This is a genomic window from Pseudomonas sp. 05N433, assembly GCF_056396925.1.
On sequence record NZ_JBFTML010000094.1, the window covers coordinates 1 to 12813 of the forward strand.

A 12813-nucleotide genomic window follows, 5' to 3' on the forward strand; every position below is an offset into this window, starting at 1 on the left:
TGCTTAGTAGAGACTCAGAGAAATTTGGCTCTTCCCCCAAGGAACTACTAACGAGAGCGCGTAAGCTAGCAAAAAAATCCGGACTTAACGGGATCTTTTTCATTGGGACGCCAGGTTCAAAAAAAGACTCACTAACCCTTGAATTACCAAATCAGACGTATGATGCAGTGAGTGCCTACAACTATCAGTACGGACCATCAAAAGCTCCGGAGATTCGTACTCTATCCAAAAGCTATTCGGAGCTGATGGATGGCTACTCTCAATCTTGGAACTTTACGTTGAAAACAAGCCCCTTACCTTACGTCATCCCAGTGACCTCGGGGTGGGATAGAACTCCTTGGGGTGGAAGCAGCGATCCAGCGCACGACAACTCCTACAGCACCCCTGAGGAATTTTCAGAGCATTTATCCAGGGCAAAAGCAGAACTTCTTGGCAACCCCAAAAAAACGCTAAACACAATCATTATTTGCTGCTGGAACGAGTTCGGGGAAGGCTCTTATATTGAACCCACTAAAAAATTTGGATTCGACTATCTTGAGCAAATACATAAAATCCTCAAAACCCAATAGCCTCTAAAGCAAGCTGTTTTTTCGCCTTTATTAGATTAAGCGGGTTGAGGGAGTTCGAGCTATCGGCAAGAGAGGTGTTACTGGCGGGGAATAGAGAGAGGATCTGCGGTTGCAACATGCCGGCGGGCTGATTGGTATTTCGTGCCTTTTCAGCGCACCCAGTACCTTGAAATCAATAACCCCATCAACACGCCGATACTATTTGCCAGCATGTCGTAGGGTGAAGCCGTGCGCAGCGGCATCATACCTTGCGCGGCCTCGATGATTACGCCAGTGAGCAAACAGCCCACGGCGACCCACCGAAATTTCACATTGGGAAAGGCCAGCCGGCAGCTGCATGTAAATACCAGAAAGCCGATCCAGTGATGGAGCTTGTCCTCTTCGACGAACAGTTCCGGGATCGGCTGAGCGCGCAATCCCGCGAACAGCAGTATCGCCGTTACCATGGCAAAGGCCAGGCACCGGAGCCAGAACGGCAATTCGATCAAGCCTTTGAGCCATGTGATCATTCGGTAATTTTCTCGAAGTTGTTGTAGAACAGGCTGCTGTCACGCCCGTCGGTCATGGTCTGCAATGAGTAGGCACGGCTCAGGCGCGCACCACCATCGCGAGTCAGTGGCGTCCAAATGATATTGGCACGACGCATGGTCGAGGTACTCAACAGCTCGTCGAACGGGATGGAAATGTAAATGCCTTTGTCAAAGCTGCCCTCGCCATATTCCGCCTTCGACGCCGTGGTCAGGGTGACCCAGCCGCCAAACTTCACGCCGTTCTTGAACTCCCGTGACAAGTCGACGGTGGTACCCCAGTCCCGTGCCAGGTAACGCCCGACGCTGACCGCTGCAAGCATGTCATTGGGCAATTCAGTATAGCTGGTGACATGACCCGTTATGGTCTGGTAATCGCGCAGGCCGAAGCCCTGATCAAAGTCCCGCTGGCGCACAAAGTTCAGATCGGCGCCCAATGACCAGCGTTTCCCCGTGGGTCGATACAGCACTTCGCTGCCGACCCCGGCATACATGGATTCCAGATAGCCGCCATAGACCATGCCATACCAGTCCCGATCCAGCTGCGCCGCGTGGTTGAACTGGAACGTTGGCATCGTCACATCGGAGGTGGTCAGGTATTGACGCAAATCGGTGCGCACTCGCGGCAACCCGCTCGGTGCGTCGTAGGTGAACTTGTCGTAGTTGTTCAGCAGGTTGACGCTGAGCAGGCCGCTCCACCAGGTGTTGCGGGTGAAACGGTACTCCGCATCGGCATCAGCGGTGAACTGATAGAGCAAGCCATTGGGGCCGCCAATATTCTGTTTGTAGCCCAGGCCCAAGCCATAGCTGAACGGTTCCAGCGCCTGGGTATAGAGCGTGGTTTCCCGGTGTGCAGTCGCCGGATTGACCTCGGTCGTACGGTGCAGATCCTTCAGCGGCTGGTCGTTGTTCACCACCGCGCGGAATGTTTCCCGCGGCACGCTGGTTTCTTCGATAGACATGTCATAACGCTGATTCACCAAGGTGAACCAATCGATGTCCTGATTGACGCTGTTATCGAGAATCCGGCTGGCCCGCCCGACAGCCTTGGCCGAATAGAAATAGCGAGACTGCTCGCCATACACCATCAACTCCGAGCCGCGCTGGGTAATGCGTTTGACCTTGTAGCCGGCATTTTGCTGCAGCCGGTTGGAGACATCGGCCCAGTTGACTTGATCGGGCGGAGTCAACGGTGCCTGCGCGGGCAGCCGCTCGGCGGGAGGATCATAGGTCTTCACCGGTGCCTTGCGGCTGACAAAGTTGGTGTGCAGGGTGATGCCGAACATCGCCGTATTGCCACGCTCCCAACCGGCGCTCAGGTCGACGCTGTCGGCCAGCTTGTAGACCACACCGACGTTGATCGGCAGGTCTTGCTTGAGCGGGTTGTCCAGTGGCTCGTTCTTGTAATCGTTGCCCTCGTACTCGATCTTCAGGCTCAGTGGTTCCCAGGGCGTTTGATAGGCAATCCCGCCAAACAACGAAGGATGGCCCCTGAAGTAAGCGTTGGTGTTCACGTCCCCTGCCCTGGCGACAACTGCAGTGCTCTGTGGAGCCCGGTACCACCGATATCCCGGGCGCCGATAGCGACCTGCGGGGCCCAGTGAGTTTCTTCCCAAAGCCGCGCTTTCAAGTCGATGGCCTTGTCTTTGAAGCTCTGGCCGTCGCTAAAGTCCTCGGGGCCGTAATTACGGTTGGTGATCGCTGTGTAACGAAACGACCCTTCCAGCCAATCGAGTGGCTGCAAGGAAAAACTGTAGCGCGAATAAGGGTCGGTACGGCTGGCCGTGACGCTCAACTCCCCCGCCGGGGCCATGCGCGCGGTGGGGGTCTGTAACAGACCGACRCCACCAAAATCACTCTGGGTGTAGCGCGGTTCACCGTGAGCCAATCCGCAGGGCAGGAGCAATGCAGCAGCAAAACGTAACTTCAACGGGCACTTCAAGGGGCCACCTCAGCCAGCGGTTGAGTGGCGAGAAACTCGGCCAGTTGTTGATTGAGCTCAGGGGTCGGCGTCTCGAGATCGTCGCTCCTGATCGGCACCAGGATCTTGCTGCCGGGCGCCACAACGATGCCGTCCTCACGATTCCATGCCGCCACGCCCACGCGCCGAACCTGGCCGTCGGGCTGGATCAGCCACAAATAATCACCCTCGGCGTCGCCAAGAATGGCGCAGTCACGGGCATAGGCACGCACTTCCTGCAGGGCTCGGTAAGGCACCTGACAAGGCTGCGCGACCGCCCCGAAAACTTCCACGGTGGACGGCCGCTGGGGGTAAATCAGATGGTCGCCATCATCCAGCAGCGCGTTGCGGGCGAACCCCGTTTCCACAGCGATCGGATCGAGCACCGCGACCTGACGTCCGGTGACCGGTAGCTGCTCGACCTGCTCATATAGGCGCGCGCTCAATTCTGCTCGCGTGTTTTTGCCATCGAGCAAGGCCCCCCGTTGCAGCAGTTTCAGATCGAACAAAACACCCGCCTTCAAGCGCGTCTGCTTGTCCACTAATGAACGGTGCAGCCACGCCGCGCCCAGCCAGTAACTTTCGGCATTGGGTTGGGCGTTACGAATGACATCCAGCAAGCGCGCACCGGGCTTGATTTCGAATTGACCAGGGCTGCGCACGTCACCGCTGACCGTGACGGCCGCCTGGCCCACGCCCGGGCCGATCAACAGCAGACCAAGCAAGAAAAGGTTTGAACACTTCACCGGGCAGCTCCCCGATCACGGCGCACCTGCACGATTTTCAGAAACAGTTGCGGCGTCAGATGCTGCTCGCTGCGCAGGATGAAACCGTCCTGGGGGTCGACCCAGTAGCGGTTGGTGGCGCGGAAATTCAGGGTGGGTGCATCCACCTGCTCGTCGATGCGCAGCAAGGCGTAATCCTTGTCCAGAATGCTGATGGTTTCGATGCCATGGGGACTGAAACGGCTGTTGACCGCGATACCGATGCGGTTGCCGTTATAGATGTCGATCCAGCGCGTGCTGGTATAGCCGTCGGGCAAATGCTGAAGGCCGCGTTTGAAGGGCGACTCTTCATTGAAGCGAGTGCCATCCAGGGAAACGCCCAGCCCGACAGTGCGCACCACCAGGCCGTCGCGCATCAGCAGCACTTGCTTGCCGGAAGCGACCCAGAACTGCAGGTCGCCCCGCCGACGAGCCATGGCCATCACGCCCTCACTGGAGGGGGTGGTGACCAGGATCTGCGGATATGGCACAGCGTCGACCTGAGCACGAGTCAAATTGATAGAGGCAGGCCCCGCGACAGATGTTTCAAGGGTGTCCCAGGAGGCCTTCATCAACGGGTTACACCCGCACAGCAAGAGCGCCATCGTCAGACTGGCGCAGGTAGGCAAAGTTTTCACGGCGGGATTGAGCCTTATCTGCTGTTGGCTTCGCTGAGATCGTTAAGTGAGCTGGCACCGGTCCCCAGGACAGTGGCCGTAGGCAGAAGCTGACTGATCAGACGGTTCCAGCGCGTCACGCCGGCCGGGCCGACATAGACGATGTCTTGCGGTTGCAAGTCGAAACGGGTGGCCAGTACCAGGGCCGAAGGGGATTCTGCGTCGAGCTGGAACACCTTGGCCGGTTCGGTTTCCAGGTGGTCGGCGCCGCGAATCACGTACACCGCATTGCCGTTGGAGGTGGTCTGGTTCAAGCCCCCCACTGTGCCCAGCGCATCGGTCAGGTTGATCGACTTGCCTTTGAAGCTCAGTGCGCGAGGCAAATTGACCTCACCCATGACATAGATCCGCTTTTGGTCGTTATAGGGCAGGTACAGCCGGTCGCCGCCCTTGAGGTAAACGCCTTGCAACTGTGAGTCCTGGCGATTGAGGGTGTCCAGATCGAGCTTGTATTCGCGCCCGTCCCGGGTCAGCGTCAGGCCTGACAGGTCTGCGTTCGAGGGGTCCACACCGGCCGCGCCAACGGCCTCCACCACGCTCAACGGTGTGGTAGTGATTGGCTGTTGGCCAGCCTTGAGCACCGCACCGGAAATCACCACGGTCTGGCTGGCGAAGCGCAATACGCTGACGTCGACCTGGGGGCTTTCGACAAATTGCGACAAGCGCTCGGCAATAAAGGCCCGCAACTCTTCGATGGTTTTACCGGCCGCCGGGATATTACCGATGTAGGGATAAAACAACGTGCCGTCCGGACGCACCAGACGCCCGTTGGCATCGAGTTGCTGTTGCGGTCCCGAAGGCGCCGTCAACTCGGGGTGATCCCAGACCGTGATAAATAACAGGTCGTTGGCACCCACGCGATAACCGCCTGGAACGTAGGACAACAACGCTGGGGGAACGGATTCGCGAACTTGCGTGGCGGCATCCATGGCAATCAATTTAGGCGTGATAGGAATAAGCTCCACCCGGCTACTTTCCGGAGAGCCGTCACTGACCATTTGACTGGTGTCCATGTGTTGACCAGGCGAAAACATACAGCCGTGCAAGCTGATACTTGCCAGCATAACAACAGATAATCTACGGATCATAATGGCACTACGCTAGTCGAGGGCAAATCTAAAACAAGATCACCCAGAAAGTTCTGAGTGATCTTGAACAACATACTTCGCGGGGTTTAGTTGGTACCCGTCGTACCACTAGTACCGGTTGTGCCACCCGTTCCAGAGGTACCGCCATTGGAACTGCCTCCAGAGTTTGAAGCGGCCGCCGCAGCGCCGACAATGGCCGCGCCGATCACCACGGTTTCTGCGACCGTCACTCCCCCAACCAGCGGGGTACTCAAGGACAATGGCTCGCTCACCTCTTCGCTCACTGCTTCGCTCGCCGTTTTGCTCGCCGTTTCGCTCGCCGGCTCATCCGCCGCCAACGCTGCAGTGCTCATGACAGCCAGCAAGCCGGCCGTAAGTAGTTTCTTCATATCAGACTCCTTCTCGACATCAACTCTGCATTAGATTTGAGACTAAGGGACCGGGAATGGAACAGCAGGTGAATGAACTGACACCCGTCAATTGAACGAGACAGTTCATGCACATTGCCTCCTTTGGAGAATGTCATTTATAGGGAGTGCATGCCATACGCCAAACCTCGTCACATCATGGACAAAAGCGCTTGCACCGAGCAGGACTTATTGACGGAAAAAGGCAATTTTCCAAGATGTTTGCTACATGAGAAGGCATTTTCGGCACAAACTCCCGAGCAAAAGTCACTCCCCCTTCACGCCTATTGTTATTATTAGTCAGGATTTTCCCGGCATCCTGTCCCGCTAGGTTCTATTGTGACTGAACATTCAAGGCTAAATAACATCAGGTCATAAATAGTTAATGTTAACTATAGACCAATATTAACCCGTCATTCCCCGTTCAACACCGCGCGCAAGCGTGGGTTGCGCAAGTCTTTTTCCGAGAGTTGAGGCGATTCAACGGGCCAGGTAATGCCCAGCTCCGGATCATTCCAGAGCAGCCCACCCTCATCCTCGGGGAAATACAGATCGGTGCATTTGTATTGAAAATCGGCGGTATCGCTGAGCACGCAGAAGCCGTGGGCATAACCCGGCGGCACCCATAGCTGCAGATGGTTGTCGGCGGTCAACTTGACCCCTACATGTTCACCGCAAGTGGCCGATTCGGGATTGATGTCCACCACCACGTCGTACACCGCACCTTGGGTAACCCGCACCAACTTGCCCTGGGGCCGGGTCCGCTGGAAGTGCAAACCGCGCAATACGCCATACTGCGAGCGTGAGTGATTGTCCTGGACGAAAGGCAACTCGATGCCGGCGTCGCGATAACGCTGTTCGTGATAACTCTCGAGAAAGAACCCACGGGCATCGCCAAACACCTTGGGCTCGATAATCAGTACGCCGGGCAATCGGGTGTTGATGACATTCATTTCGAAGGCTCCGTCGTCAGTACGCGCGCCAGGTATTGTCCGTAACCGGTTTTGTGTAACGCGGTGGCTTGTTTATCCAGTTCCGCAGCCGACAACCAACCCTGGTGATAGGCCACCTCTTCAAGGCAGGCCACCTTCAAGCCCTGCCGCGCTTCGATGGTCTGGACGAAATGCCCGGCCTCCATCAACGAATCATGGGTCCCGGTGTCCAGCCAGGCAAAACCACGCCCCAGCACACTGACGTGCAGATCCCCGCGTTGTAGATAAGCATTGTTCACGTCGGTGATTTCAAGCTCACCGCGTACCGAAGGCTTGACTTGCTTGGCGATGCTCACCACGTCTTTGTCATAGAAATACAAACCGGTGACAGCATGGTCGGACTTCGGATGCGCAGGCTTCTCTTCGATCGAGATCGCCTTGCCGCTCTCGTCGAACTCGACAACGCCAAAACGATCCGGGTCGCTGACTCGATATCCAAAAACAGTGGCACCGGTCTGTCGTTGTGACGCTTCGCGCAACAAGGCGCTGAAGCCATAACCGTAGAAAATGTTGTCGCCCAGAATCAGCGCCACATTGCTGTCGCCGATGAACTCCTCGCCGATCAGAAAGGCCTGCGCCAGGCCATCAGGAGAAGGCTGTTCTGCATAACTGAGTTCAATGCCGAAAGAAGAACCATCACCCAGCAAGTTCTGGAAGTTGGGCAAGTCCTGGGGCGTGGAAATAATCAATATCTCGCGAATGCCCGCCAGCATTAATACCGACAGCGGATAATAAATCATCGGCTTGTCGTAGACCGGCAGCAGCTGTTTGGACACACCACGGGTAATGGGATGCAAGCGGGTGCCGGAGCCTCCCGCTAGAATGATACCTTTCATAGGGGATTCCCTTCGAAGTTAAATAGAGGCAGGTTTTGAATGTTTCAGCCAACGTGGCCAAGACGCTCGGACCGGTATTGGCCGTTGAGTATCCGTTGCCACCAATCTTGATTATCCAGATACCACTGAACCGTTTTGCGTATACCGCTTTCAAAGGTTTCCTGTGGTCGCCAACCAAGTTCACGCTCAATCTTGCCTGCATCGATGGCGTAACGACGATCATGCCCAGGGCGGTCGGTGACGAAGGTGATCAACTCCTTGTAAGAGCCCTGCCCTTCATCGCGGGGGCGCAACTCATCGAGCAGCTCACAGATGGTTTCCACCACTTGCAGGTTGCGCTTCTCGTTGTGTCCGCCGATGTTGTAGGTTTCGCCCACGATACCGCGCGACACCACTTCGACCAGCGCTCGAGCATGGTCTTCAACAAACAGCCAGTCGCGGATCTGCGAGCCATCGCCATATACCGGCAACGGCTTGCCGTGGATGGCATTGAGAATCACATGAGGGATCAACTTCTCGGGGAAGTGGAAGGGCCCGTAGTTGTTCGAGCAGTTGGTGACCAGCACCGGCAGGCCATACGTGCGGTGCCAGGCGCGCACCAGATGGTCGGAGCCGGCCTTGGACGCCGAGTACGGCGAGCTCGGCTCGTAGGGCGTAGTCTCGGTGAACAGATCGTCGGTGCCTTCCAGGTCGCCATAAACTTCATCGGTGGAGATATGGTGGAAGCGAAAGCCCTGTTTCTGCTCCGCCGCCAACCCTGACCAGTAGCGGCGGCTGGCCTCCAGCATGCTGTAGGTGCCGACGATGTTGGTCTGGATGAAATCCGATGGGCTGTCGATGGAACGGTCCACATGGGATTCGGCCGCCAGGTGCATTACCGCATCGGGCTGGAAACGCGCGAACAGCTCGTGCAGCGCCGCTGTGTCGCAGATATCCACCTGCTGGAATTCATACCGGGGGCTACCCGCCACCGACGCCAGGGACTCGGTATTGCCGGCGTAGGTGAGCTTGTCGATATTGAGCACGCTCACATCGGTATTGTCGATCAGATGGCGAACGACGGCGGAGCCGATAAAACCAGCACCGCCGGTGACGATAATACGTTGGGTCACTTGCTGTACTCCTTGGGATACCACTGGATCAGTAATTTTTCGTACTGGGAAAGGATGTTTTCCCAAGTGAATTTTTCGTTGAAGCGGCGGGTGCTTTCAGCCTTCATCGCCGCGATCAAATGGCTGTGGTCATCGCGCAGGTACTTCTCGAACAACTTGGCGCAGTCGTGCTCGTCATCGAAGTACACCGCCGCATCACCGGCGACCCAACGGTTGAAATGGTTGTTATGGGCAATCACCGAGCAGCCGGCGCCCAATGCCTCCACCAGCGAAGGGTTGGTGCCTCCTACTTGATGGCCATGAATGTAAAAGCGGCTGAAAAACCGCAGCGCCCGAACCACCGCCGCCTCATAGATGGCACCGGGGAAGATCACTTCCTTGCCGGCCGCGTCCATCACCCGCTTGTGGTACTCGTTCTTCTCTGGCGTGAAGTTGCCCAGCACCACCAACTTATGGTTACGGCGCTTGCTGCTGAAAGCCTTGACGACCTGCAGAAAGGAGTTCTCCGGCTCCGGCCGGGCGATAACCACCGAGAAACCATGGGGCTCCAGGCCATAATCAGCCAGGGCGGTCGGGTCTGCTTCGTTCACCCGGTCCCCGCCATAAGGGATCATGGTGATCTTCGAATCCTTGACCCGGGTGGCCAGGTGATCCTTGATTTTCGGGTGGTCGGCCACCAGGTGGTTGCCGATCCAGCAACCTGCTCGCTCGTTCAACCAGAACCAGGTCTTCGCCACCAACCCCCACTTCTCCCGTCGCCATTCAATGCCATCCATATTGATGACATTGGTCTGGCCCTTGACCCGCTGCAGAATATTGAACGCCGCCGTGTTATAGCCGAGGGTCAGAAACAATCCCTTCTGGCCCAGCGCATGGACGGTAGCCTTCCAGTCGAAAAACACCGTGCCCGCCACGCCGGTGTTGGCGATCGGGATATGAATGCGATGAACCCCCTTCCATTCACTGGTCGATATACCGCCGGAACCGTCTTCCTGGCAGTAGACAGTGACTTTCCAGCCCTGCTTGACCAAGTAGAGGGAGAGCTTTTCGGCGAAGGTTTCAAAACCGCCGTGTTTGGCGGGAACGCCGCGGATGCCGAGGATATAGAGGTTTTTCATAGAGGCTTTTTGGTTCTTTAAATGTGAGGTGGTCTCAGATTTACCTGAAGTTCTTAATGTACTTTTAATCCGCTCTAAATATTGGATTTATAGTTTCTGGCTTGCTCAATGCGTGAACTTCCGCCGCATTCACCTAAACAACAGTCGAGCTGCTTTTAACGGAAGTTTCCAGTATTGAAACGATGTTCTTTTTATAGCTTTTTATTGAGAATTTTTTGTAATAAGTATCAAGCGCGCACTTACTCAGTTTTTCGTACAGAGGACTGCCCGGCGAAGGAAGTCCTAGCAGGACATCCTCAAGGCTGCTTTGATTGGCAGGGATGAAAAGGAAGCCATCTTTTTCATGGTTAACGATCTCTACCAAACCACCATGGCCCGCAGCTATCACTGGTTTTCCGACAGAGTACGCTTCGATCGCTACTCGACCGAACGGCTCCGGCTTCGTAGAGGGGACAACAACATAGCTTGCCCATTGAAAATGCTCGGTTGGGTCCGAGCAAAAAGGGAAAAATTCGACGTTGTCGGAGATCCCATATGATTTTACTTTTTCGATTAAATCCTTTTCCAGATATTCGTACCCCTCAAAAGGGCTACCCACTATCCTTATGCGAAAGTCATTTCTTGCGTTATTGGCCAATTTTCCAATGACATCAATGAAAAAGTCTTGCCCTTTCCAGGTGTTTATCCTGCCGATCAGAAGTAGATTCTTACAGTCTCTTTCAGTACGCAGCGATGGGACGTTGTAAAGGGGGGCTACACCATTATAAATTACTGTTCCAGGAAGATTAAAAGCGGATTTCGTAGCCTCGGAATTGAATATTAGTTTTGCACCTGAGAACCGTAGGAGTAAACGGAAGATCCCAATGAGTTTTTTGTCGGGAATTTCTCTGATATGGCAAAAGAAACTTTTCTTGGAAAATCTATAAAATCCGGCAGCGACCAGCGCGGACAACATAACGGTCGTATTTATGTATATTGCATTAAACGCCTTATATTTTTTTGCATAATACAAGGTCGCCTTGATGAGTTCCACGCTATAGCTGAATGGTTTTTTTAGCTTCTGCTTTCTCAGTATTCCATAGGGGTAATACTCTATTTCGGCCCCCATGCTATTAACTAGCGGAGAGAGGTCTCCAAGAAAAGGCAGAATGCAGTAAATTCTCTTTTTTACGGAAATCGACTCAATTGCCGTAAGGAAACTTCGATCTGAACCGTACAGCTCGGAGCTTTGATGAAGGCAAAGTATTTCATCTCGCATATGATTTCCTTGGACTCAGCACATGTAGTGCAAGTAACATCAGTGATAAATACCTGATATTTCTTTCTTTAAGGCATGTATTCAGGCTAAACAACAGCACATATAATGATATTTTAAATTTATGATATTTTACGTAATCGAAAACCAATGGCCTCGACAGTATGAGGTTTCGGAATCGCTGAACCTTTTTGGCATAAGCTTGTCCGCCCTCTCTGAGTGCCGAGCTATGGGGAATTGATGTCTTGAGAATAAATATTTCGTTATAGCAGTTCGCGTAGTCGATGAAAAATCGTGTATCAACCCCATAGAAACTCAAGCGCTCATCAAACTTTAGGCCCCGCGACAGCGCTTCTTTAGATATGACAGTCCCGCTCATCATTGCCACTATATTTTTAGATGGGACGGGACCTGTCGCCAAACTCTGTAAGTTCAATGCTCTGCCACGAACCCCCTTTATGGTTCCAGGTGATATAAGGCTGTGATTGAACAAAATTTGAGGCACCGCCACTGGCACACGGCTCCTGAAAAACAAATCCAAACTTGATATATAATCATTAGTTATGCTGGAGTCGTCATCCAAAACTATAAAATAGTCCGAGCCTGCACTATTGGAGATCAGAGTGTTGTATACCTTCGAAAGGTGCTCGTTTTTTCCACTGTGGTGATACGTTATTTGGCCAGGCAATGTTGGGATTGATGCCTCTCCGAATCCCTGCTCAGAATTATCCCAAATTGAAAACTTTGGGATAATTCCTGCCGACTGAAAATCCAGGGTAGCTAGCGATTTGAGCGTAGTGGTTAAACTAGGGTTGGTAGAGTAAACCACAACAAGGAAGTTAACTTGTACAAGCTGGCTCTGTGTGAGTGTCATGACAAACCTGAAGGTTTAGCTACGATTGAGTTGAACTAATGACATTTGTCGATGTGCGCCGATTAAGGTCTAGTGTTGCTAGAGGGAATAAGATTACATTAACGCATGCAATGGTACTCCCGATGGCAACTGCTGCACCCAACGTGCCCCAGCCCCCTAAAAGCCAATAAGTCACGAACGGAGATAGTGCGACAGTCAGATACAGCGCCACGTTAAGATGGTGAATATTTGAAGCGTTCTGGTAATAATATCCGCACACTGATGTAGAGCAATTTACAAAAAAGCCTAACAATACGATGTAGCATGCGACGTGGAAGCTTTCCGGTATTTGTTCACTAAACCTGACTAACGCCAGCAGCGAAACCAAATAAATGCAGGAGAAGGAAGTCAACTTCTTTGTATTGGACCAAAATATTTTTTTTATGGCTCGATAGTCTGATCGACTGGCAAGCTCTGAAAATCGAGGCGCAGATATAGAATTTATTGATACCGATATGAAGGTTGAAAGCATTGCCAGTCTTTGGAGTATATTGAAGACGGAAGCAAATGAAGCTCCTAAAAGCAAGGAGGCCAACAGATATGGCAACCAACCTACTAGCTGCGTTCCTATTGTTGCGGATGCATACTTCAATTG

11 protein-coding genes and 1 pseudogene are annotated in these 12813 nt (G+C 53.7%); 1 reads left to right on the forward strand and 11 read right to left on the reverse strand.

The features are described 5' to 3' along the window. The coding region (locus tag AC1DIS_RS29085; protein WP_477781264.1) for a glycoside hydrolase family 99-like domain-containing protein at positions 1-569 on the forward strand (569 nt) is incomplete at its 5' end. A 149-nt stretch (positions 570-718) separates the two neighbouring features. On the opposite strand, the gene AC1DIS_RS29090 is transcribed toward AC1DIS_RS29085, so the two are convergent. The 11 genes and pseudogenes from AC1DIS_RS29090 to AC1DIS_RS29140 all read right to left on the reverse strand — a co-directional run bounded on the left by AC1DIS_RS29090 (position 719) and on the right by AC1DIS_RS29140 (position 11308). Further along, positions 719-1078, reverse strand: a complete 360-nt coding sequence (locus tag AC1DIS_RS29090; protein WP_230138974.1) for a VanZ family protein — start codon at positions 1076-1078, stop codon at positions 719-721. Further along, positions 1075-3026, reverse strand: a pseudogene (locus AC1DIS_RS29095) (YjbH domain-containing protein). Before AC1DIS_RS29095 ends, AC1DIS_RS29090 begins: the two are co-directional and overlap by 4 nt. A gap of 8 nt (positions 3027-3034) precedes the next feature. Continuing rightward, positions 3035-3802 (reverse strand): capsule biosynthesis GfcC family protein, encoded by a 768-nt coding sequence (locus AC1DIS_RS29100; RefSeq protein WP_064616875.1) that lies wholly within the window; start codon positions 3800-3802, stop codon positions 3035-3037. Next, positions 3799-4458 carry a YjbF family lipoprotein gene (locus AC1DIS_RS29105; protein WP_064616874.1) on the reverse strand — a complete coding sequence of 220 codons (660 nt, stop codon included), beginning with the start codon at positions 4456-4458 and terminating at the stop codon, positions 3799-3801. Before AC1DIS_RS29105 ends, AC1DIS_RS29100 begins: the two co-directional genes overlap by 4 nt. Before the next feature lie 14 nt (positions 4459-4472). Next, positions 4473-5585 (reverse strand): polysaccharide biosynthesis/export family protein, encoded by a 1113-nt coding sequence (locus AC1DIS_RS29110; RefSeq protein WP_173861152.1) that lies wholly within the window; start codon positions 5583-5585, stop codon positions 4473-4475. A gap of 86 nt (positions 5586-5671) precedes the next feature. Next, complete coding sequence (locus AC1DIS_RS29115; protein ID WP_477744330.1) at positions 5672-5974, reverse strand: hypothetical protein; 303 nt, start codon at positions 5972-5974, stop codon at positions 5672-5674. A gap of 431 nt (positions 5975-6405) precedes the next feature. Then, complete coding sequence (gene rfbC, locus AC1DIS_RS29120) at positions 6406-6945, reverse strand: dTDP-4-dehydrorhamnose 3,5-epimerase (RefSeq protein WP_064616871.1); 540 nt, start codon at positions 6943-6945, stop codon at positions 6406-6408. After that, a complete protein-coding gene (gene rfbA / locus AC1DIS_RS29125) occupies positions 6942-7820 on the reverse strand; it encodes a glucose-1-phosphate thymidylyltransferase RfbA (protein ID WP_064616870.1) in 879 nt (292 codons plus the stop codon). The genes rfbC and rfbA overlap by 4 nt, the downstream gene beginning before the upstream one ends. A gap of 44 nt (positions 7821-7864) precedes the next feature. Further along, positions 7865-8932: a dTDP-glucose 4,6-dehydratase gene (gene rfbB / locus AC1DIS_RS29130; protein WP_064616869.1), complete on the reverse strand. Its 1068-nt coding sequence runs from the start codon at positions 8930-8932 to the stop codon at positions 7865-7867. Then, positions 8929-10050, reverse strand: a complete 1122-nt coding sequence (locus AC1DIS_RS29135; RefSeq protein WP_064616868.1) for a DUF1972 domain-containing protein — start codon at positions 10048-10050, stop codon at positions 8929-8931. The genes rfbB and AC1DIS_RS29135 overlap by 4 nt, the downstream gene beginning before the upstream one ends. 133 nt (positions 10051-10183) lie before the next feature. Beyond that, on the reverse strand, positions 10184-11308 hold the full coding sequence (locus AC1DIS_RS29140; protein WP_477744331.1) for a glycosyltransferase family 4 protein: 1125 nt from the start codon (positions 11306-11308) through the stop codon (positions 10184-10186). Positions 11309-12813 lie beyond the last annotated feature (1505 nt).